The organism is Candidatus Nitrosopumilus sp. bin_6a (genome assembly GCF_054095695.1).
Genome location: NZ_JBSWSR010000001.1, coordinates 218,972 through 240,521, shown reverse-complemented (window position 1 = coordinate 240,521; position 21,550 = coordinate 218,972). Strand labels below are relative to the sequence as shown.

The window sequence follows — 21,550 nt, the reverse complement described above, 5'->3', positions numbered from 1 at the left end:
GGAATGACATTTAATTACACTGTAAAAACTAAAAAAAATCTCGATAAAGTAATTGAAGAAATTATTGATAAACTTTCAGAGATAAAGTTTGGTGTACTTGGTATTTTGGATTTTAAGGAAATCCTTGCAAAAAAAGGAGTAGATTATCCACACGATTACAAACTGTTAGAGGTTTGCAACCCACATGCTGCAAAACAAGCATTAGATTCGGATCCAAACATTGGTCTTTTACTTCCATGCACTATTGCAGTCTTTGAGAAAGATGGAGAAAATCACATCAGCTTGGCAAAGCCGACAGAACTACTTTCTGTTGCATCTAATGCCGAATTGGAATCTATGGGAAAAGAGATTGAATCAAAATTAATCAAAATAATTGATAGCGTTAAATGAAGATTTCTCTGTAAAATTTGTATATCTTTGAATGAATTCTTTTGTTGATTATGATTATATGCCAATTTCACAATCCTGAAACTCTATGCGAAAATCCCTTAAATTCTTCTTTATAGGCCTGAGTATGTCGTTTCTGATATCCTTCTCAGAAGTATTTGAATTAGAAGAATTGCCTGATGATCCTGAGGAATATTTGTGGTATACTATCTCTTTTACAGGACCTTATGTTCGATTGTTATACTATTCTCTTTTGGTAGTTGTAATACCTCTATTGGCCATTCCGCAACTAAACGAAAAAGTAGGTAAGAAAACACACTATGTGTACATATTTTTATCTGGAATTACATTTGGATTTTCAGCAGTAGGAATTCACACCGTATTTACACAAAGGATTTTCATCTAAAATAATCAAAAAATAATAGAGTCTATGGCTGAACCATTTCGACTCTATCGTTTAGTCTGTCATAGTATCCATTAACTTCCATCGAAGGAACATAAAATGTAGCAGATACTATATCTCCAACTTGAGCATTACACTCAGATACGACCACACTGACGCCATATTGAGATTCTCCAACACAACCATCTTCTGTAACTGCCAGTACTGTTACGTCTTCAGTAATTTGAGTTGGAATGATATTCCATGGTGTAACTGTGAATAATGTAATCACAGCTATGCCTGTTATCATTATGGACATTAGCATACGTCGTGACAATCTTTTTTCTGTTTGTTTTGCTAACATTTTCTCTCACTATACTTACGCGTTTACTAGATAAAAGGAAAGATGTTTTCTCTTAAATTCAAAAATGGTCTTTGCTGGTTTTTAGATTTATTTCATCTTTGATTTGCAACTATTGCAATAACCGTGCAATTCAAAATTACTTTTCAAAATTAGATATTTTGATTTTTTAGCTGCCTTTACCTGAATGTCTTTTAGAGTTTCTTCATCAACATCATCGATTCTTCCACATTTTATACAAACTATGTTGATGTGATCATTTGTATGTGCATCAAACCTGGATTCTCCTTCAACTTCTATTTCATTGACTAGTTTTTTTTCCTTGAGTAAATCCAGTGTTTTGTATACTGTAGATAGACTGACCATTGGGTATCGCTTTCTTACAACCTTGTGAATGTGATCTGCGCTTGGATGGTCTTCTGTTTTTAATAGATAATCTACTATTGCCATCCTCTGAGGAGTGATTCTGAACCCTTCATCCCTTAATGATGCGACGATCTCTTCCATCTGCTGCATACTATAATCCCCACATCATCCTATTTAATATCTATTCCTAATTAGGAATTATTCCTAATTAATAATAACACTTAATTAGGAATCATTCCTAATAATAGTATGCAAATACAATCATTTCAAAACAATCAAGAGTCAAACAAAAAGACTGTAAATAATGCAGTAAGAATTTGTGTTAACTGTGGCAATATAGCCATCAAAATACAAAATCATGGTATCTTTTGCAAGGATTGCGGATCGTTTTTTGATGTGGAGAAAAACAATGATGAGTGAGCATTCTTGCAGAAGTGTCTGTGGGTATTATGATGCAAATGCTGAATTCAGAAATCCAGGAAACAACACCTTTAGAAAATATTGTCCAGTCTGTGATTTGGACTTAATCTCAAAATATTCCAATTGTCCTTGTTGTCACAAATCTTTTGAGGGGGGCATGTCATAATGGTCTATGTCTGCAAAGGTGTATGTGATACTCTCAAGGGAAAAAAATCCCAAATGGATCTAAATACATCTATGGACAAAAGAGATGTACTCTGTGCAGTATTTTTATGACCGTGTCGGGATTTCGCTGTCCCTGCTGTAGTGTACTTTTGAGAACAAAATCAAGAGGTAAAAAATGATGGCTAGAAGAGTTACTGTGACAATTGATGATGATAATTTAAAAAAACTATATACAAAACAATCTTCAGAGATTAAAAATTCATCAAAGTCTGTTAGTTTCTCAAAAGTTGTAAATGATACACTTCGAAAATCTCTATGATCATATCAAAATGAGATCTATGAGCAAGTTTTTAGAAAATTAGATGATTCATTGAAATTATGAACCTTAATTTACTATTCTTTTCTAATCATCTTATGGCAAGTTATGCAACACAAGTGAATATCATTCACAAAAAATTTACCAATGCATTGAAAAAGGCAAAGACAAAGCAGGCCTTAAACAAAGCATACAGTATGCACAAAAAAGATCATGAAAGATTGCTCAAAAAACATCTAGCTGAAGAAATAAGAGAGATCAAAAAAATCAAAGCCAGATTAGATTGAGTAGTTTTTCCATTTTATTTTTCCTTAAAATCCATATTTTGCTAGATCGCACAAAGAATCACAATGATTAATAGTGCCTATTTTGGACTATCATCTGTGAATCTTTATTTTCTATTACCTTTAATTTTAGGTGTAATTGCAATTGGTAGTTTTTCTAATTCTTTTGCAGAAATTGAATCTGTAGATGTTGATGAAAATAAACTAGTAACTTTGATTGGTGAAGGCTATGATGCTGATACATCTGATCTTTCTTTCAAATGGGCTCAGATTTATGGCGACCCTGTAAAATTATCCTCTACAACTGTTCCTGAACCTACATTCATGGCACCTGATGTCAAAAATGGCGAAATCAAAGTTCTAACTTTTGAATTAATAGTAACTGATCCTCAAGGAGAAAGTAGTTCTGATATTGTTGAAGTTATTGTAAACTCTGTAAATAATCCTCCAATTGTAAATGCTGGACATGATCTTTATGCCATCCAATCTATTAATGCAATTAGTATAATTCCTCAAGTCGTTGACAAAGACGGAGATGCTTTAACTTACAAATGGGAACAACTATCTGGACAAGAGGTTTATCTGCCTTCTTCTACAAAAAAACATCTTACACTTCAACCTGTTATGTTTGATTATTCTCAAACTGACCCACTAACATTTAGAATTACAGTTGATGATGGATTCGGTGGAGTTGCAAGTGACACTGTAAATGTGATATTATATACTAGCCAAATTCGAAATGCTGCAATTACAATTGAGGCAGGACCTATGCAAACTGTAACTGAAGGTCAAACTGTTTCTCTTGATGTTACAGGAAAGACATTAAATGACAAGCCTATTCGATATACTTGGATTCAAGTTCTTGGAACTCCTGTTACATTAAGCTCTTTTAGTGGAGACCATATTGAATTTACAGCTCCTAATGTAGGTGACATTGAAGAAATCATGTCATTTCATGTAACTGGATATTCTCAAGGAAATGGATATGCAAATGATATGGCAATAGTCAAAGTACTGCCATCTAACCATGCACCAATAGTTGATGCAGGTGATGATAGAAATGTTCCTCAGAGAACCTATGTGGGCTTTGAAGGAAGTGCAACAGATCCTGACAATGACAATCTAAGATATTTGTGGACACAAAAATCAGGTATTCCAATTGAAATTTATGAAAAAACACAACCATTTGCATACATTTTCACCCCAACAACTACATCTTTATCTGAACCACTAGTGTTTGAACTAACAGCCACTGATCCACAAGGAAATTCTGATACTGATGATGTAAAAGTTACTGTAACTACTCTGAACAGTCCTCCTCGAGCATATGCTGGTACTGATCAAAGAGTTTACGGCGGTGATAATGTTTCAATTTCTGGCACTGCATTTGATTTGAATAGCGAATCTCTAACAATTCAATGGAAACAAATCTTTGGTGAATCTGTATCATTTGATAAATCAAAGTTGAAATTTTCCTTTACTGCTCCTGAAGTTGGTCCATCAGATTCCAAAAGATTGGCCTTTGAACTAACAGTCACTGATCCTCAAGGATTATCTGATTCTGATCAAGTTGTAATCTTTGTATCTCCTGAAAATAGTGCCCCAAAAGCTAATGCTGGTGCTGATATTACTGTAGATGAAAACACTGTTGCCAATATCAACTGTGTTGGAACTGATCCTGATAGAGGAGCACTTTACTATTCATGGAGTACTACATCAAAAGCAGCAATAGAACAACCTGCAAATGCTAAAACTATGGTTAAAATCCCAAGCGTTGTACGTGATTCTACAATGACATTTACTTGTTCAGTATCTGATGGAACTTATTCTGATTCAGATAGCATGAATATTTTGGTTAGAAATGTATTCAGTGCCGATATTGTATCTAATGCAGGACTAGATAGAATAGTAAATGAAAATATCAAAGTATCCTTAGATGGAAGCAAGAGTCATGATCCTGAAAATCAAGAATTATACTTCCAATGGACACAATTATCTGGAGAAAAAGTCAAACTATCCTCCAAGACTAGTATGAGTCCATCATTTACCAGTCCAATTGTTAACAATAATGAAATCAAAGTTTTGACATTTGAACTTAAGGTGTTCGATGATCATGGAAGAGAAAGTACTGATACTGTAGTTATTACAGTTGACCCAGTCAACTCTCCACCAGAAGCTTCTGCATCTGCAAGACAATAATCTCAGATTATCTGTTTAGAGATTACTTTACCACCAAAGTAACTCTGGTCTCAATAAAATGTTAAAAACAAACAAAATCCATTAATTTCATGTCCAATTCGCATTCTTCAATTCCAATTGATAAATTCATGACTCGTAAAATAAAATCAATACCATCTACTGTCAGTGTTGCTGAGGCTGCAAAAACAATGTATGAAAATCATATTCCGTCTTTATTGGTAAAAGAGAATGAAAAAATGATTGGGATAATCTCTTATGCTGATATTGCAATTGCTTTGACTGTATATGGAAAAAAGCCTGAATCTAAAATTAAAGATGTAATGTCCTCCCCAGTGATATCTGTAAAATCTAACTATTCAATTTTAAACGCAATAGAACTAATGTTGGAGAAAAAAATTCATGAACTACCTGTAATTGATGATGAAAAAATTCAAGGAATCATTTCTGCATCTGATTTGATGGTTTTATTATCTATGTTGACTGAAGAACAATTCCATGAAGTATTTCGTATACATCTGACAAAATAATGATCTGTTTGGAGTTTATGATTAAATGGAAAAACAGAAAATGAAAACGCCTCTTGGTTCTTTGGAGATTGCTCCCCTTGAATGGATGTCATTAAACCAGTTTCTTCATGAAGTAAAAAAAATCAATTCTCAATGTGTGTCTGTATATTATCCATATGGTAAAGGGCAGGAAACTATTTCCCTATTGCAAGAAACAAAGCGAAATGAGACACTTGAAAGAATAGAGTTAAAAATTGAAAACAAAATTGCTGAACTGAAAAAGAATCCTGTTTCTGTAGGCAAGTTTACTAAAACCTTGTGTATTTTTGGTTGGATAAAAAACGGCAAAGTTGACATCAAAGTAATTGGTACCTCAAAAAAATTACCATACCTCTACATGGCAAGCAAAAAACCGTTCATCAAACCCTTTAATGATATTTTGGAGACAAATTATGATGTTTTACTAATAACTCTGGATCAAAAATCTGCAAAAATTCAAAAATATCATGGCAGTCAAATAATTCAAGAATCTAAACTTGGAATTGATTTGCAAGGCAGACATAAGAAGGGTGGACAGAGTCAGGGAAGATTCCTTCGTGCGAGACAAACAAAAATTCATGTTTTCTTCAAAAAGGTGGCAAACAAAGTCAAAGAGATGGATTCTGATTCATTGTTAATTTTGTTGGGTGGAAATGGTACTGCAAAAACTGAATTTTATGACGAACTCAATTTAGATCTGGCAAAAAAATGTCGGTTTGTAGAAAACTTGTCTTCTTCCACCTCTCAGGATGAGATTAATAAAAAAATCATTCATCATTTGTATCAGCATAGAAGAAAATATGTTACAGAATTGATTGAAAAATATGAAAAGCTAGTCAAAGAAGGACTAACTGCTAAGAGAAATGATGTAATTGCCAAGGCATTAGAAATTGGAGCAGTAGATACTCTAATCGTTTCTGCAAATTATCACACCAATTCCCAATTTAAAAAAATTATGAGGATGATAGAGATTGCAAAAAACACCTCATGTAAAATAGAATTTGCAGTTTCTCCAAAAATAATAAAAAAACTAGACATTGATAATTCTGTTTTAGCCATACTCCGATACAGAATCAGATAATTTTCTTAGATTGTTATGTTATTGCAATTTCTCTATGATTTTTGAAAATTTCCATGGCCCGCATGTAGCATCTTGTTCTTCATTATTGAAAAGCCCTGATTCGTTTAGATGGTTTACAATATGTGCTGAAAATGGCAAAGCTCCTGTAGCTCCTGGTGAATTATAATTTAAGACATGAAATGATGCTTCATCATCTATTAGAATTACATCTGGTGCAAATTTCCCATTCTCATCAATTATAGATGATCTTATTCCTGCAGTTCCCTTTTGAGTAATTTTATCTGGATTGATTTTTGGCAAGAATTTTTTTACTCTGTTTACCATTACAGTTTTTGACATTGATGATTGAATTTCATTCATTGCCAGCTCCTGAAACTGTTTGTCAAAAATCGCTTTTCTTGCACCTGAATTTAACATCTCCAGCATCTTTGGGATGAATCCCTTGATGTTCTCTACTGCATGATATCCATAAGGACTAAACACAGGTACAGCGTTTGGCCCAATCTCACAAGTGCCATCTACTCTGATAATCCAATGTGGATCCAAAAATGGATAATCTGGAAATTCAGGTACGGAATACACACTTGATTTTGTCAAATTGTTGTATTCAGTTGGAGCTTTCCAGTACTCTCCTCTAAAATGAACATCCGTGAAATTTTTTGCTATGCCTACATTGTGTGCAATGTCTACTGCCTCTCCTCCTGCAGCATTAATCAAAAATTTTGCTTTGATCTCATGTTCCCCATTTAATGTAATTGACCACTTGCCATTTTCTTTTTTTATTTTTGTTACTTTTGTGTCTAGAAGAAACTTTGTTCCTTCATTCTTACTGTCTTTCATTATTGCGTCTGTGAATATGGAATAATCTGCAGATGCATCTCTGTATACACAGAGTGCAGATTCACATTTTATTTCAGGTTCTATTTTTTTAAATTCATCTTTATCCACTATCTTGATGTCTTTTTCTTCCAGTCCGTTTTGCTTTCCCCATTTGAGATATTTCTCAAGTACTTTGGTTCCTTTTTTATCTACAGCAACTTCGATTACTCCATCTTTTTTAAACGGCAATTCTCTTAATTTTGCATATTCTTCCCACATTTCATAACCATGAAAAGCAGATTTTGCAAACAGTTTCTTCTTTTCGGGATTGTACAGGTATGGAGCGTGAACTTTTCCTGTGTTTCTTCCGCTAGTATGAAATGCAACTTTGTGAGCTTGCTCAATTACTGCAATTTTTTTTGATTTGTTTAACGCTGTTAGAAAATATGATAATGAAGTTCCTAAAATTCCTCCTCCGATAATTACTATGTCAAAATTATGTACCACAACTTTTCATTGTTAGTTGGTTTTCCTTGATAATAAATCAAATCTGTGACAATCAAGATTAATATCCAATAAAATTTCAATTCCTCTTATGTTGCCTGATAAATGTTCAGTAAAGGAAGAGGGAAAAGCATGTGTGAATCCTCCTGAATTTATTGTATCAATCATTTCAGGAAATGATGAATATATGGTAGGCTTGACTTGTCATAAGCATAAACAAATTGTATCTGGAAAAATAGGCATTTTACAAAATGAAGGTAAGATGCATGATGGAAAAGTTAGTTTTTCACCTGTAAAGGCAGTGGGAACTGACTGTGTTCATGGTGATTCCGATGATTTTGTTCAAATTGACATGAATCGCTCAAAAAACTGAAATAATTTCAATTTCAATGTTTTGTGATGCTTTTAGAATTATTGTCTGATTTAGTCAATATCGATGACGTACTGCTAATTGTAAAAAACAGTGGGGCTGTAAGTGAGATTAGAAGTCCACTCAGCATCAGACAAAAAGAAAAATGGATTACTATTGGCGATAATGATGGTCCTGCACATCTTCATGTTAATTCAGAACTGATAAAATCTGCAGAGTTTATAGAGGAAGAAAAACCAGAACGTAAAAGCTTTAGTGTTCATTTTCTTGATGAACATGGAGACAGAATTATGGCCATATTTTTTACAAAAATGTATGATGATTCTAAACATCTAATTCCTAAAAGACAAATAATTTATGAACAATTAAAACAAAAATTTACTTCTAAAATTCAATTTTAAAAAAAAACCTTGTCTGAAAAAGACAAGGAAAAAATCTTTTATTCTTGAGACTCTTTCTTTTTCTTATCTTTTTCAGTTTGTAGTTTAGCTAACTCTAATTCTTCATTCGTATGCTTGAATTTTTTCATTCTAATTTTATGCCTCGATTTAGATATAAAAACTGCACATATTTCTAGAGACTAATCTATGCGTAAAAGTCAATACCCTACAGAGTAGATTGGCTTTTTTCCTTTAATTCCAAGATCCAAATTCTTTACTGTAATTTCTGCCATTTTGGCTCTTGTCTCTATTGATGAGCTTCCTATGTGGGGGGCAAGTACAATATTTGTTAATTTTACGAAAGGATGTTTTTTACTGATTGGTTCTGACTCAAACACATCTAATCCTGCACCTGAAATAATTTTTTTCTTCAAAGCAATGGCAAGATCTTTTTCATTTACCACTTTTCCCCTTGACGTATTGATTAGAAATGCTGTTTTTTTCATCTTCTTCAAAATTTTCATATCAAATAACTTGTCTGTTTCTTTTGTATGGGGGACATTGATTGAAATAAAATCACTTTCTGTAATCAGTTTTTCAAATGAAACAAACTTTGCATTCAGTGATCTTTCTTTAGATTTTGAAACATGTTTTCTATTATGGTAGACTATTTTCATATCAAATGCCTTTGCTCTCTTAGCTAGCGTGCTTCCAATCCTGCCCAGTCCTAAAATCCCTAATGTCTTGCCCTGAAGATCTACTCCTACATAATCAAATGCGCCAAAGATTTCCTTCCACTTTCCACTGCGAATAATTCTGTCTCCTTCTGAAACTCTTCTTGATATATCTAGTAGCAATGAAAATGCAAGATCTGCTGTTGCATCCGTTAGCACTTCTGGTGTGTATCCTACACGAATTTTCTTTTTCTTGGCATATTCTGTATCTATATGGTCAAATCCTACACTGTAGGTACTTATCGCTTTAAGATTCTCAGCATAATCAATAATCTCTTTGTCTATTTTGTCATATGGAAAACATACGAGTCCCTCAATATCTTTAATCTTTGATCGCAACTCTGTTTTAGGTATGGGAATTTTTCCAGAATGAATTTCAATCTGATATCTTTTTTTCAATTCTTTCAGTGCAAAATCGTGCAAAGTTCTTGTCAGAAAGACTTTTTTCATCAGTCTTGACATTCATCTCAAACCATTTATACGATTTCTTTGTAATTCTTACATGTCTTCTAAAGTTGAAGAAGAGGAAGAATTTGCTATTTGTGTAGAATGTGGAAATTCAATTGAAAAATGTGTCTGTGTATGTCCTTATTGTGGTGAACGTGATAAATGTGAGTGTGCATTGTTTGATGCCGCCACTGGTGGTTAGAAGAAATGAACTATCATACTATTAAAATTCAGGAAATGAGTGAAAATCTGTGAGTTCGGTAGATTTTACTTGGTTAATTGGAGGTCCTCAAGGCAGTGGTGTTGAATCTGCTGCCAATATCTTTTCAAAAGTCTGTGCAGAAATGGGATATCAAATTTTTGGAAAGAGGGAATTCTATTCCAACATTAAAGGTGAGCATAGTTATTTTACAGTAAGAGTTGCTGATCAAAAAATCAATTCAAATGTAAATGATGTAAATCTCATGGCATCTTTTGATGCTGAAACAATTTTCCGTCATTATGACGAAATGGTTTCAGGTGGTGGAATAATTTATGATTCTGATCTGGAAGAAACAAAAACAGATGCTGTACATACTCTTGATCCACCATTCAAAGAAAGATTGCACAAAGAATTGGAATCAAAAAACAAACCATTCACAATTGCAGGTGTATTGGAAATTGCAAAAGAAAATGGTGTAAAACTATTCCCTGTGTCTTTTAAGACAATCCTTGAAACACTTTCTGAAGAAACAGAAAATCCACGTTTACGTGGATTAGTTAGAATGTATAATGTCATTGGTGTCTCGCTATCTTTAGGATTAGTAAAGATGCCTCCAGGTTCTTTGCAAAAAACTATTGAATCTATCTTTTCAAAAAAACCTGAGATTGCAAAAATCAATCAAGAGACTGCAAATTATTCATACAATTATGCAACTGCAAAATTTGAAAATTTCAATCATACTTTACCTGGAACAGAAAAAGAAGCCGGAACTATTTTGGTTCAGGGTTTTCAAGGAACAGCTTTGGGAAAAATGGCATGTGGTTGTAGGTTTCAACCTTATTATCCTATTACACCTGCGTCTGACGAATCTGTTTTCTTAGAATCAAATGAAATCATAGATGTCATTGATAATAGGCCTGGTTCTATTGCGGTAGTTCAAACTGAAGATGAAATTTCTGCAATGGGAATGACTATTGGTGGCGCATTAACGGGAACTCGTTCTGCAACTTGTACATCTGGACCTGGATTTGCATTGATGACTGAAATGCTAGGATGGGCAGGAATAAACGAGGTTCCTGTTGTCATAACCAATTATCAAAGAAGCGGACCTTCAACAGGTCTTCCTACACGACATGGTCAAGATGATCTGCTTTTCGCAATATTTGCAGGACATGGAGATTTTCCAAAAATAGTATATGCTTCAGGTGACATTGAAGAGAGTTTCTATGATACTGGTAATTGTTTTAATTATGCAGAAATCTTTCAAGTCCCATTAATTCATCTAATGGATAAATTTCAGGCAAGTTCTGTTATTACCTGTAAACGATTTGATCCGCAAAAAATTTCTATCAACAGGGGAAAACTATTGGAAAAAATAGATGGCGATTACAGACGATTTGAATTCACTGATGATGGAATATCGCCTCGTTCTAGATTGGGGCTTGATAATGGAATATTTTGGAACACTGGTGATGAATCAGATGAATCTGGCCATATTACTGAAGATCCTATATTACGTGTAAAAATGATGGATAAGAGAATGTCTCGTTTGGATCTGATCTTAAAAGAGATTCCAGACGATGAGCAAGTAAAATCTTTTGGGATTGAAGAGCATACCATAGTTTCATGGGGTTCTGCCAAAGGTCCAATACTTGATGCCCTAAAAATGCTAAAAGAAGAAGGAATCTCAATTGGATTCATTCAATTAAAACTACTGCATCCATTTCCAAGTGATTATGTTGATTCTCTACTAAAAGATGTAAAGACAATCATTGACATTGAAGCAAATCATTCAGGACAATTGGGAAAATTGTTCAAACAAAACACTGGGCGCGATATTGACTATTTTATCTTAAAATACTCTGGTAGAGCAATGACTAGTACCGAAGTCTATGACTCACTTAAGAAAATCATTGAAAATAAAGCAGACAAACGGGAGGTCTTAATGCATGGCGCTTAAACTGGCTGATTATAAAACAGATGTACACAATGACTGGTGTCCTGGATGTGGCGATTTTGGAATAGTCAATGCAATTCAAATGGCATTAGCTGAGATGGGAATAGAACGAGATAAAGCTGCTATGTTTTCTGGAATTGGCTGCTCTGGAAAAACTTCTCACTACATCAATACCTATGGTGTCCATACATTACATGGAAGAGTGTTGACATTTGCACAAGGTGCAAAGATTGCAAATCCTGATCTTACTGTTGTTGCAGTAGGTGGCGATGGTGATGGTTTGGGAATTGGTGCTGGTCATTTTGTTGCAGCAGGACGACGAAATGTCGATATGACTTACATTATTTTTGATAATGGTGTTTATGGTCTTACAAAAGGCCAAGCCTCTCCAACTTTGAAGCTTGGAGAAAAGACAAAGTCGTTGCCAACTCCAAATACTAATTCCAATGTTAATCCAATTGGTTTGGCAGTTGCAAGCGGCTTTACATTTGTAGCTCGCGGTTACTCGTATGATGTTAGGCATCTCAAAGATTTGATTATTCAAGCAGTAAATCACAAAGGCCTTTCATTCCTTGATGTACTGCAACCATGTCCGACTTACAATGATCTTAATACAAGAGATTGGTATGCCGGAACTGATTTGATTGATGAGGCACAAAAAAGACATTCTAGAATATACAAGCTAGAGGAGCAAGGATATGAACCAGTAGTCCATTATAACTCTGAAGTTGAAGTAAATGAGAAATTATCTCAGGCTTTGATCAAATCACTAGAATGGGGAAACAAAATCCCAATAGGTGTATTTTACAAAAATGCTCTGGTTTCTCCTTATACTCAGAGAATTCAAGATAAGATTCCAAACTATTTGGAAAACCCTCCTGCCAAACAAACCATCACCAAAAATGGCCAACCTATTACTGATATTTCAAAGATTTTGGATTCTTTAGAAGTATAGTTTCATTTTAAACCTAAGAAGTTATAGGCAAGTTTTGTTGAATCTTATTTTGCCTTTGAATATTAATGATGCAAACAAAATATTTAGAAAATCCATCATAAAGGGTTTTTTTGAACCAGAACTTTTGAATCTGGATTTTAAAAAATCTTCTGTAAAACATCCTTCCATAAATGATGATGGTCTTATGCAATCTGATTTACTTCATGTGTTTTTTGATGTAGAGACTGGTTCTGATTATCCTGACGGTGATGAGTGGTTTATAGTTGAATTACTATTTCCTCATGATGTTAAACTTCCAGATTCTCTGAAAGGAACTGATTATTTTACAACTTTGTCTGTTGAGGATGGTAAAACATTTTGGCATCATCGTGAATTGATTCGTTACAAATATGGAAAATCTAAAAAATTAATTGATGCATTAGAATTTTTGGAATTAAAATACAAAGAACTTCATGGATTGTTAGAGCCTTTACAAAAAGATCTCAAATAATCTCTTTCCATGAATCCCCTCTGAAAGTATATTTTTTATTCTTAGTTGATGCTGTATCTAAACGCCATCTTATCGATTCAGAATCAAATTTGTATATTATTTTTGTAATTTCAGATGGTAATTTTTTAGGATCTAGATGAAATGGCAGCAATTCCAAAACAAAATCAATCTTTTCTAATGCATTATCAAACCATTGCCTGTCTTCAATATCTACAGTAAAAACAATTTTTGGATTGCCAGAAAAATTAATAACAATTTTCAAAGCATTTCCGCTTCCTCTTCTTCTCTTCATTTCTTTGAAAACATCTTTGATCTTTTCCCAACGTTTGAATTCAAACCATTGGAAAAATTCCTCATTGAATTGTAAAGGGATGTCTATATCCAGAAAACTGACAAAATTCTCATCATTTATTTCAATTTCATCCTGAATTATGGTAAAATGGGAATTGAGAAATCCATAAAGAACTTCAATCTCCCACGGTGAAATTCCGTAATATCGTAATGTTGCTTTTACATTGTCTGACAATGATTTAAAATCCTGAAAATTGTAATTAAAGCTTCAAAATTACTCAAACTAGTACAAATTGACCTTAAAATTAAAATTATATTGAATTAGATGCTAGTATGGATATGAAGAAAGAATTTGTAGTGAAAAGTATAGACTCTGCACCTGATGGCGCACCATATGTAGTCGTATCTTTATCGTCTCTTAAAGATCTCAAAGAAGGAACTCAATCTCAGCAACCTCCTTTTGGCACTCCCAAAGTTATGGGATTTTCAAACATGAATGACATGATGAAAGATTTGAACAAGATGATGTCTGGATTGGGTGGAGCTGGTATGCAATCTGGTATTACTCAATTAAAACTAGAAATGCATGAATACAAAGAGATGGGTCTTTCAGTTGGAGACAAAGTCTTTTTGGAATTAAGCAAGGCTGAAACTTTAGGCGTCTAGTTTTACCAAATTGTGTTAAAGTATTTCCAACCGTAAAATGCTGCAATAGTTCCAATAACAAATAACATTGGTTTCCATGCAAATACTGGAATACTTGGGGTTGCAAGTTTAACTTTGTAATTGTCTACAATGGCATGAACATTTTTCTTAATTTTATCATGCCAAATATTGTAATCAACTTGATATTTTTTTAGAATTTCTTCTACTTCATAAACGACTGGTGTCCTTTGTGAAAACAAATGCTGTAGATAGTCTCTTGATACTTCCACCTCTGCATGAATTCCAATCAATCCTTTTTTCAAATCTACCATTCTAATGTGCATCTCCCATGGTTTTTTCAGTTTAAGATTAAGGCCACTGCCAATTTGATCTGGTTGCTTGTGTTCAAGCTTGACCTTGGTAAATCCTTCGTTTGCAAAAATTTTTGTTAGTTCATCAAAACTCTTCTTTACTACAATGTGTAGTTGTTCCACACCGTCTTTACTATCCACATCAATTTTGTGTTTGATTCCATCCAAAAATGACACAGTTTTAGGGTATGTGGTAAGATACTCCATTATTTTTTTCACTAAATTCCTCTATTTAAAGCAGAACCAATTTTTAGGTTATCTGTTTGGAGGATTTGCTAATCCTCTAACGTAAACGCATTGATCTGGCGAAATTGCCATTTCAGATGGATTAATTTTTCTATCCGTAAGTTTTGCATCTGAATTTCTAACTATTGCAAATGGTTTTGATTCGGCTCCTTCCCCCATCTTGTGATTTGCAATTGTTGCAAGATTATCCACAACTGCTTGAAATGTAACTTTTAATGGATTTCCATCAAGATCTTTTTTTGCCCTCATATCTAATACTGGCTCAATTCCTGCACATGCAATTGCAACACCTGATGTTCCAATTCTTGCTGGCATCAATCTACTATCTACAAGTATTATTCCTACATGGATGAAGAACTTTAAGAAAATCTTTCTACGAATTTCTTCTGCAATCTGATATGGGTTTTTTGGATATAGAATTGCTTTTCCTTTTTTTGCATTTGATTTATCAATTCCAGCATTTGGTGCCATGATGTTATCTGATGATGTAATTACAAATCCTCCAATTCCACCAAAAATTTTGTCTGATTCTCTGATGATGATCTCTGCAATCTCTGGCTTTAATTGATATTTTTTTGAAATTTGTTTGCCTTCTTCTGAAGCCTTGATTTTATCCAAATCAACTATCCTTCCTTGAGAGTTTGAGATGTATTTTGTTGAAATCACTAAAACATCCCCTTCTTCTAATTTTACACTATTCTTCTCTAGTGTTTTTAGCAAGGCCTCAAATACATCAAATTCTCCTTCCATTCTTTCAGATAAAAGTGGAAATACTGTTAATTGCATATTGTTCTGAGTGTTCTTTTTCTTTTTTATTGTTCTGAAAAGCTTTTAATCTGTAGACCAAGCTTTTTTCATTATGAATATTGTTGAGAAGATTCTCGCACGTGGTGCTGGAAAATCTTCTGTTTCTCCAGACGATGTGGTTTTTGCTAATGTAGACAAGGTCATGATGCATGATGTATCAGGACCAGGTGTGATTAAGGTATTTGATAAATTAAAGAAACAAGGTATTTCAGTAGACAAATTATGGGATCCTACCAAAGTCTGGGTCGCTGAAGACCACTTTGTTCCTTCTGCAGAAAAAGTATCTGCTGAAAATATCGTTAAACTATCAAACTTTACAAAAAACTATGGAATTGAAAAACACTTCAAGTATGGAATGGGCCAATATGGGATTTGCCACACTATATCTCATGAAGAAGCGATGGTGTTGCCAGGCGAAATTTATGTTGGGGGCGACTCTCATACAAATACAACTGGAGCTCTGGGTGCTTTTGCGTGTGGTTTGGGGCATACTGACATTGCTTATGTTTTATTAAATGGAAAAATTTGGTTCAAAGTTCCAGAAACTTATTACTTTAAGCTAAATGGAAAATTGCCTGATCATGTCATGGCAAAAGATTTCATTCTAAAAATTATCGGTGAAATTGGAAATGACGGGGGCAATTATAGAACTATGCAGTTTGGAGGAAGTGGAATTGATGAAATGTCTGTAGAAAGCAGATTGACATTATGTAATATGACTACTGAAGCTGGAGCAAAGAACGGTATTGTGGAACCAGATCAAAAAGTAATTGATTATCTTTCCCAACGAGGTGCAACTAATATGAATTTGATTAAAGGTGATGCAGATGCAGAGTATGCTAAGATGTTTGAATTTGAGGCATCTGAGATGGAGCCAACTGTTGCTAAACCATTTTCTCCTGAAAACATATGTGTTGTAAGAGAAGCTCCTTCTGTGGAATTAGACAAATCATACATTGGTTCTTGTACTGGTGCAAAATACGAAGATTTGGTAGCTGCAGCAAGCATTCTCAAAGGAAGAAAAGTAAAGATAAGAACCGAAATTTTACCTGCAGCAATTTCTATTTATCAACGAGCTATGGAAAATGGATTGCTAAAGATTTTCTTGGATGCCGGTGTTACGGTTGGTCCTCCAACATGTGGGGCCTGCTGTGGTGCACACATGGGTGTCTTGGCAAAAGATGAAATTTGTATCAGTACAACAAATAGGAATTTCCCTGGCAGAATGGGCCATGTGGAATCTCAGACATATCTTGCATCTCCTCTAGTTGCCGCAGCTTCTGCAGTAACTGGAAAAATCACTGATCCGAGGGATTTACAATGAAAGGCAACATCATAAAATATGCTCGAGACAACATTGACACCGATGTCATCATTCCAGGCCAATATCTCAAAGTACATGATTATGCAGAACTTGCAACACATGCAATGGAAGGATTAGATCCTGATTTTCATTCCAAGGTAAAAGAAGGTGATTTTATTTTATCTGGGAAAAATTTTGGATGTGGTTCATCACGTGAACATGCTCCTATCGCATTATCTCATTCAGGAATAAAGGCAGTACTTGCATTGTCTTTTGCAAGAATTTTTTATCGAAATGCAGTTGATGGTGCATTTTTGTTGCCTATTGAAATCGAACAGGATGCATATGATGGAATTTCAGAAGGCGACGAAGTTACAATCGATATATCATCTAATGAGATTAAAAATATAACAAAAAATCAAACATACAAAATGAAACCTTTTTCAGAAATTATTGGAAAAATAATCGCTGCAGGTGGGCTCTTCAAGTACAAGCCAGACCATGATTAAAATGGGAAAAACACTTTTTGAAAAAATTTGGGAATCTCACGTTGTTGTTGAAAAACAAAACAATCCTTCACTTATTTACATTGACCGACATCTCGTTCATGAAGTAACTTCTCCGCAAGCATTTGATGGATTGCGAATGAATAACAGAAAAGTCAGGCGACCTGATCTTACCATTGCTACAATGGATCATAATGTTCCTACAACAGATCGTTCACTTCCCATTTTAGATCAAACATCCTCGGTACAAATACAAACTCTGGAAAAAAACTGCAAAGATTTTGGAATAAAATTATTTGATATTAACAGCCCAAATCAAGGAATTGTCCATGTAATTGGCCCTCAATTGGGAATCACTTTGCCTGGAACCACAATTGTCTGCGGTGACAGTCATACATCAACACATGGTGCATTTGGAGCTCTTGCATTAGGTATCGGCACTAGTGATGTTGAACATGTGCTTGCATCCCAAACAATGTGGCTAGAAAAACCGACTCCTTTTGAAATCCGAGTTGAAGGAAAAAGAAAAAATCCTCATGCAGTAACTGCCAAAGATATTGTTCTCTCAATTATCAAAAATATAGGAACAGGCGGTGGTACGGGCACAGTAATTGAATATCGTGGAGAAGGAATTACTGATTTATCTATGGAACAAAGAATGACAATTTGCAATATGTCTATAGAGGCAGGTGCTCGTGCAGGCCTGATTGCCCCTGATGAAAAAACATTTGATTATCTAAGAGGTAGAGAATACACTCCAAAAAACTATGAATCCCTAGTTGATTCTTGGAGAGACCATCTCAAAACTGACAGTGATGCAAAGTTTGAAAAAAAATTTACTTTACACATAGATGACATTGCTCCCCAAGTCAGTTGGGGAACAAATCCTGGCATGACTTCTGATGTTACTGCAACTATCCCTACACCTGATGAATTTTCTAAAGGTGATCCAAATCAAAAGAAGGGTGCAGAGAAAGCACTTGACTATATGGATTTGAAATCTGGCACTGCAATTGAAGACATTAAAATCGATAGGGTGTTTATTGGTTCATGCACTAATGCGAGATTAGAAGATCTTATTGAAGCATCAAAAGTAATCAAGGGCCAAAAAATTGCTCCAACTGTCAAAGCTATGGTTGTTCCTGGTTCACAAATGGTAAAAAAACAAGCTGAGGAAATGGGATTGGATAAAATTTTCATTGATGCTAATTTTGAATGGAGAGAAGCTGGGTGTAGTATGTGTCTTGGAATGAACCCTGATATATTATCTCCAGGTGAACGTTGTGCAAGTACCTCAAATAGGAACTTTGAAGGTCGACAGGGGACTGGTGGCAGAACCCATCTGGTCAGTCCAGTAATGGCAGCAGCAGCTGCAATCAAAGGGCATTTTGTAGATGTCAGGAAAATGGATTTGAGTTAACATGGAACCATTCAAACAAGTTTCAAGCATTGCCACTCCTCTTGATAAGGTAAATGTGGATACTGATCAAATTGTTCCCAAACAATTCTTAAAACTGGTTCAAAAATCTGGATTTGGAAAATTCTTGTTTTTTAACTGGCGCTATGATGAAAACGAGAATAAAAAATCTGATTTCGTTCTAAATGATCCAAAATATGAAAATTCAAAAATCTTGATATCTGGAGACAATTTTGGTTGTGGCTCTAGCCGTGAACATGCTGTATGGGCCTTGCTTGACTATGGGTTTTCTGTAATCATTGCCCCATCATTTGCAGATATTTTCTCTAGTAATTGCTTCAAAAATGGAATATTGCCAATTTCACTAGACCAAAAACTAGTGGAAAAATTATTTGAAGAAAAAGGACTGATTAGTGTGGATTTGGAAAATCAAATTATTAAAACTCCTTTTGATGAGATCTCTTTTGAAATTGATTCTTACAAGAAAAAAATCCTCTTGGAAGGATTGGATGACATTGCCCAAACTTTTCAATACGAAGACAAGATTGCTGAATTTGAAAAAAAGTCTAGCGTTCCATCTGTTTTATAATCTTCATAACTGTTTTTTCATTTCTTTCTAATACCATTGGCGATTCTGCATCAATCCATTCACTTTCTCCAATGTCAAACGCACTAATTTTTCCTTCTTTTGATAATTTCTGTAAAATATCATATGACAAATTAATCTCTTTTTTCTTTTTTGCCTTAATTCTATCAATGACGTCTTTTCCAAGCATGTAAATTCCAAGACATTCTGATAACTGTAATTTAATTGTTGGTTTTTCTTTGAATTCTTTAATGATTCCATCTTCGACTCTTGCAAATCCTGTTTCTTCTCTTCTTTTATTTCTGGTTGCAATACATGCTGAACTGTTTTTCTCATTGAAAAAATCTCTCATTTTTTTAAGATCAATTGCACACAAGTTGTCTACAAACCACAATACAAATTCTGATTCGTTTTTGAGTTTGTTTGCAATATGCAACAAATCCCCACCTGTTCCACTTTGTGAGTCTTGAACAAATGTGATGCCTTTTTTGTTTTGATAATAATTCTTGATTTGCCCTCCCAATCCCTCAAAATCTGAAATAACGATAATTTCATTTACAAAACTAAATGAACTTAGATATTTTATGATGTAATCAATCATGGGTTTGCCATTGATTGGGGTCATTGCTTTTGGAAAATATTCAGTATATGGCTTGCCTCTAGTTCCTTTGCCGCCTGCAAGAATTACAGCTTTCACAGCCTAACGGTATGATTTCTGCTTTCTTCTTCTTGCACCAGGTCCACCAAATTTCTTTGGTTCTTTTCTTCTGGCGTCTCCACTGACTAGGTATTTATCAAAATCAGTGATTCGTTTTCTTAGGTCTTCTCTAGTTGATTTTGGGAAAGGATGATCTTTTGGTTCTTTTTTAGATTTTGTCCATCCAGTTAAGGCTCTTGAAATTCCAGTTGCTATTGCACTGGCTTGACCCATAAAACCTCCACCTCTAACTCTAACAGAAATATCTATTTTATCTCTCAAGTCTCCTGAAATTTCTAATGGTGCTAAAATCACTTCACGTGCTGTTTCCTGTGGAATCATTTCTACTGGAACATTGTTTATTCTGACTTTGCCTTTTCCTTTGGTAATGTAAACATGAGCACTAGCTGTCTTTCTTGTTGCAAAATAGATTTCAGTTTTCGGAGTTGTCATTCAGTCCACCCTATTATTCTACATAATTCCCCTAATGCAGTATAGTTTGATGGGGCCTTTCTGATCATAGCTTTTTCAAATTTAATTTTTTCAAGTGATTTAATTTCTTTAGGTGAACCAATGTATGTCCTTAGTCTTTGATGAGCTTCTTTTCCAGATGGTTTTCTATCAAATGGTAACATTTGACGAATCATTTTTGCCATTACCGTATCTGGTCTTCTGTAGTGTACAGGTCCATGTTTTGGATTGATTACACTGTTGATTTCTAAAAATTCTCTTTGTTCTTTAATCTGATTACCTCTGGTTCCACTCATCATTATTTTCTCACAGTTGACTATTGAGACTCTGTTTCCTTGGATTAGTAATTTTGCAACATTTGATGCTAGTCTTCCTGCAATATGATCAGTTGCATCTACAACAATTGGTCTATCAGTTCTTACAACTGTTTGCTGTTTAGCACCAGTGGGTCTGTTAATTCTTCCATTAGCCAAGTAGTACGACTCCTTTTCCAGTTGGGTTTTGTTCAATCAAATCTGAATAGGTGATTATTTTTCCTCCTTGCTCAACAATTTTAGTTGCTGCAGAATTTGAGATTGAAAATGAGAATAATGTAATTTTGTGAGATATGTTGCCTGTTCCAAGTACTTTTCCTGGAAATACTACTATGTCGTTTTCTTTTGTTAGTTGACCAATTCTATTCAAATTTAGATCCCTTCTAGCAATGGATGGCTTTAATGCATATTCTGCTAATTTAGCCCAAATTGGTGCATCATTTTTGGCTGATGCCTTCTTTAGATCTTTGGCCATATGTATAACGACTTGACTAGTCATGTGAATAATGCGGTTTAAAACCCAAATATAATG

Annotated in this window: 29 protein-coding genes; 18 read left to right on the top strand and 11 right to left on the bottom strand. The window is 34.4% G+C overall.

Annotation, left to right across the window (positions count from 1 at the left end):
* Nucleotides 1-3: 3 nt before the first annotated feature.
* Together ACW9XA_RS01515 and ACW9XA_RS01510 are read left to right on the top strand one after the other, a co-directional pair.
* Entirely contained in the window at nt 4-390 is a 387-nt protein-coding gene (locus tag ACW9XA_RS01515; protein ID WP_457762675.1) for a DUF302 domain-containing protein, read from the top strand.
* Nucleotides 391-514: 124 nt separating this feature from the next.
* Nucleotides 515-793, top strand: coding sequence for a hypothetical protein (locus ACW9XA_RS01510; RefSeq protein WP_457762674.1), 279 nt, complete (start codon nt 515-517; stop codon nt 791-793).
* 22 nt (nt 794-815) lie between these two features.
* Here the strand turns inward: ACW9XA_RS01510 and ACW9XA_RS01505 are convergent, their stop codons facing one another.
* Together ACW9XA_RS01505 and ACW9XA_RS01500 are read right to left on the bottom strand one after the other, a co-directional pair.
* Nucleotides 816-1,133 carry a hypothetical protein gene (locus ACW9XA_RS01505; protein ID WP_457762673.1) on the bottom strand — a complete coding sequence of 106 codons (318 nt, stop codon included), beginning with the start codon at nt 1,131-1,133 and terminating at the stop codon, nt 816-818.
* Between the two features lie 87 nt (nt 1,134-1,220).
* On the bottom strand, nt 1,221-1,646 hold the full coding sequence (locus ACW9XA_RS01500) for a Fur family transcriptional regulator (protein ID WP_457762672.1): 426 nt from the start codon (nt 1,644-1,646) through the stop codon (nt 1,221-1,223).
* A 610-nt stretch (nt 1,647-2,256) separates the two neighbouring features.
* On the opposite strand from ACW9XA_RS01500, the gene ACW9XA_RS01495 reads away from it, so the two are divergent.
* The 5 genes from ACW9XA_RS01495 (at nt 2,257) to ACW9XA_RS01475 (ending at nt 6,506) form a co-directional block, all read left to right on the top strand.
* Nucleotides 2,257-2,400, top strand: a complete 144-nt coding sequence (locus ACW9XA_RS01495) for a hypothetical protein (RefSeq protein ID WP_457762671.1) — start codon at nt 2,257-2,259, stop codon at nt 2,398-2,400.
* Between the two features lie 95 nt (nt 2,401-2,495).
* A complete protein-coding gene (locus ACW9XA_RS01490; protein ID WP_457762670.1) occupies nt 2,496-2,684 on the top strand; it encodes a hypothetical protein in 189 nt (62 codons plus the stop codon).
* Between the two features lie 96 nt (nt 2,685-2,780).
* On the top strand, nt 2,781-4,880 hold the full coding sequence (locus ACW9XA_RS01485) for a PKD domain-containing protein (protein ID WP_457762669.1): 2,100 nt from the start codon (nt 2,781-2,783) through the stop codon (nt 4,878-4,880).
* Between the two features lie 89 nt (nt 4,881-4,969).
* Complete coding sequence (locus ACW9XA_RS01480; protein ID WP_457762668.1) at nt 4,970-5,407, top strand: CBS domain-containing protein; 438 nt, start codon at nt 4,970-4,972, stop codon at nt 5,405-5,407.
* A 25-nt stretch (nt 5,408-5,432) separates the two neighbouring features.
* Nucleotides 5,433-6,506 (top strand): baeRF10 domain-containing protein, encoded by a 1,074-nt coding sequence (locus tag ACW9XA_RS01475; protein ID WP_457762667.1) that lies wholly within the window; start codon nt 5,433-5,435, stop codon nt 6,504-6,506.
* Between the two features lie 18 nt (nt 6,507-6,524).
* Here the strand turns inward: ACW9XA_RS01475 and ACW9XA_RS01470 are convergent, their stop codons facing one another.
* Nucleotides 6,525-7,832, bottom strand: coding sequence for an NAD(P)/FAD-dependent oxidoreductase (locus ACW9XA_RS01470; RefSeq protein WP_457762666.1), 1,308 nt, complete (start codon nt 7,830-7,832; stop codon nt 6,525-6,527).
* Nucleotides 7,833-7,920: 88 nt separating this feature from the next.
* Between ACW9XA_RS01470 and ACW9XA_RS01465 the strand changes: the two genes are divergently transcribed.
* Entirely contained in the window at nt 7,921-8,202 is a 282-nt protein-coding gene (locus tag ACW9XA_RS01465; RefSeq protein WP_457762665.1) for a hypothetical protein, read from the top strand.
* A 26-nt stretch (nt 8,203-8,228) separates the two neighbouring features.
* A complete protein-coding gene (locus tag ACW9XA_RS01460) occupies nt 8,229-8,600 on the top strand; it encodes a ChuX/HutX family heme-like substrate-binding protein (RefSeq protein WP_457762664.1) in 372 nt (123 codons plus the stop codon).
* A gap of 197 nt (nt 8,601-8,797) precedes the next feature.
* Here the strand turns inward: ACW9XA_RS01460 and ACW9XA_RS01455 are convergent, their stop codons facing one another.
* Nucleotides 8,798-9,766: a 2-hydroxyacid dehydrogenase gene (locus ACW9XA_RS01455; RefSeq protein WP_457762851.1), complete on the bottom strand. Its 969-nt coding sequence runs from the start codon at nt 9,764-9,766 to the stop codon at nt 8,798-8,800.
* A gap of 49 nt (nt 9,767-9,815) precedes the next feature.
* Between ACW9XA_RS01455 and ACW9XA_RS01450 the strand changes: the two genes are divergently transcribed.
* The 4 genes from ACW9XA_RS01450 to ACW9XA_RS01435 are packed head-to-tail and all read left to right on the top strand — an operon-like array spanning nt 9,816 to nt 13,364.
* A complete protein-coding gene (locus tag ACW9XA_RS01450; RefSeq protein ID WP_008301345.1) occupies nt 9,816-9,962 on the top strand; it encodes a hypothetical protein in 147 nt (48 codons plus the stop codon).
* A 49-nt stretch (nt 9,963-10,011) separates the two neighbouring features.
* On the top strand, nt 10,012-11,922 hold the full coding sequence (locus ACW9XA_RS01445) for a 2-oxoacid:ferredoxin oxidoreductase subunit alpha (RefSeq protein ID WP_457762663.1): 1,911 nt from the start codon (nt 10,012-10,014) through the stop codon (nt 11,920-11,922).
* Nucleotides 11,912-12,874: a 2-oxoacid:ferredoxin oxidoreductase subunit beta gene (locus ACW9XA_RS01440; RefSeq protein WP_457762662.1), complete on the top strand. Its 963-nt coding sequence runs from the start codon at nt 11,912-11,914 to the stop codon at nt 12,872-12,874. The genes ACW9XA_RS01445 and ACW9XA_RS01440 overlap by 11 nt, the downstream gene beginning before the upstream one ends.
* Nucleotides 12,875-12,923: 49 nt before the next feature.
* Entirely contained in the window at nt 12,924-13,364 is a 441-nt protein-coding gene (locus tag ACW9XA_RS01435) for a hypothetical protein (protein ID WP_457762850.1), read from the top strand.
* Here the strand turns inward: ACW9XA_RS01435 and ACW9XA_RS01430 are convergent.
* Entirely contained in the window at nt 13,357-13,890 is a 534-nt protein-coding gene (locus ACW9XA_RS01430) for a hypothetical protein (RefSeq protein WP_457762661.1), read from the bottom strand. The genes ACW9XA_RS01435 and ACW9XA_RS01430 overlap by 8 nt on opposite strands.
* Before the next feature lie 104 nt (nt 13,891-13,994).
* Between ACW9XA_RS01430 and ACW9XA_RS01425 the strand changes: the two genes are divergently transcribed.
* On the top strand, nt 13,995-14,321 hold the full coding sequence (locus ACW9XA_RS01425; protein WP_457762660.1) for a hypothetical protein: 327 nt from the start codon (nt 13,995-13,997) through the stop codon (nt 14,319-14,321).
* 2 nt (nt 14,322-14,323) lie between these two features.
* Here ACW9XA_RS01425 and ACW9XA_RS01420 read toward each other — a convergent pair whose 3' ends face one another.
* Together ACW9XA_RS01420 and ACW9XA_RS01415 are read right to left on the bottom strand one after the other, a co-directional pair.
* Entirely contained in the window at nt 14,324-14,878 is a 555-nt protein-coding gene (locus ACW9XA_RS01420; protein WP_300327103.1) for a hypothetical protein, read from the bottom strand.
* Between the two features lie 48 nt (nt 14,879-14,926).
* A complete protein-coding gene (locus ACW9XA_RS01415) occupies nt 14,927-15,703 on the bottom strand; it encodes a coenzyme F420-0:L-glutamate ligase (RefSeq protein ID WP_457762659.1) in 777 nt (258 codons plus the stop codon).
* 73 nt (nt 15,704-15,776) lie between these two features.
* On the opposite strand from ACW9XA_RS01415, the gene ACW9XA_RS01410 reads away from it, so the two are divergent.
* The 4 genes from ACW9XA_RS01410 to leuD are packed head-to-tail and all read left to right on the top strand — an operon-like array spanning nt 15,777 to nt 19,539.
* Complete coding sequence (locus ACW9XA_RS01410) at nt 15,777-17,048, top strand: 3-isopropylmalate dehydratase large subunit (RefSeq protein WP_457762658.1); 1,272 nt, start codon at nt 15,777-15,779, stop codon at nt 17,046-17,048.
* Nucleotides 17,045-17,536 carry a LeuD/DmdB family oxidoreductase small subunit gene (locus ACW9XA_RS01405; RefSeq protein WP_457762657.1) on the top strand — a complete coding sequence of 164 codons (492 nt, stop codon included), beginning with the start codon at nt 17,045-17,047 and terminating at the stop codon, nt 17,534-17,536. Before ACW9XA_RS01410 ends, ACW9XA_RS01405 begins: the two co-directional genes overlap by 4 nt.
* A gap of 1 nt (nt 17,537) precedes the next feature.
* Nucleotides 17,538-18,953 (top strand): 3-isopropylmalate dehydratase large subunit, encoded by a 1,416-nt coding sequence (leuC, locus tag ACW9XA_RS01400; RefSeq protein WP_457762656.1) that lies wholly within the window; start codon nt 17,538-17,540, stop codon nt 18,951-18,953.
* A 1-nt stretch (nt 18,954) separates the two neighbouring features.
* Nucleotides 18,955-19,539, top strand: a complete 585-nt coding sequence (gene leuD / locus ACW9XA_RS01395) for a 3-isopropylmalate dehydratase small subunit (RefSeq protein WP_457762655.1) — start codon at nt 18,955-18,957, stop codon at nt 19,537-19,539.
* On the opposite strand, the gene ACW9XA_RS01390 is transcribed toward leuD, so the two are convergent.
* The 4 genes from ACW9XA_RS01390 to ACW9XA_RS01375 are packed head-to-tail and all read right to left on the bottom strand — an operon-like array spanning nt 19,517 to nt 21,517.
* Nucleotides 19,517-20,233 (bottom strand): nucleotidyltransferase family protein, encoded by a 717-nt coding sequence (locus ACW9XA_RS01390; protein WP_457762654.1) that lies wholly within the window; start codon nt 20,231-20,233, stop codon nt 19,517-19,519. The genes leuD and ACW9XA_RS01390 overlap by 23 nt on opposite strands.
* A gap of 3 nt (nt 20,234-20,236) precedes the next feature.
* Nucleotides 20,237-20,686 (bottom strand): 30S ribosomal protein S9, encoded by a 450-nt coding sequence (rpsI, locus tag ACW9XA_RS01385; RefSeq protein WP_300327189.1) that lies wholly within the window; start codon nt 20,684-20,686, stop codon nt 20,237-20,239.
* Nucleotides 20,683-21,177, bottom strand: coding sequence for a 50S ribosomal protein L13 (gene rplM / locus ACW9XA_RS01380; protein WP_457762653.1), 495 nt, complete (start codon nt 21,175-21,177; stop codon nt 20,683-20,685). The genes rpsI and rplM overlap by 4 nt, the downstream gene beginning before the upstream one ends.
* A complete protein-coding gene (locus tag ACW9XA_RS01375) occupies nt 21,170-21,517 on the bottom strand; it encodes a 50S ribosomal protein L18e (protein WP_457762652.1) in 348 nt (115 codons plus the stop codon). The genes rplM and ACW9XA_RS01375 overlap by 8 nt, the downstream gene beginning before the upstream one ends.
* Nucleotides 21,518-21,550 lie beyond the last annotated feature (33 nt).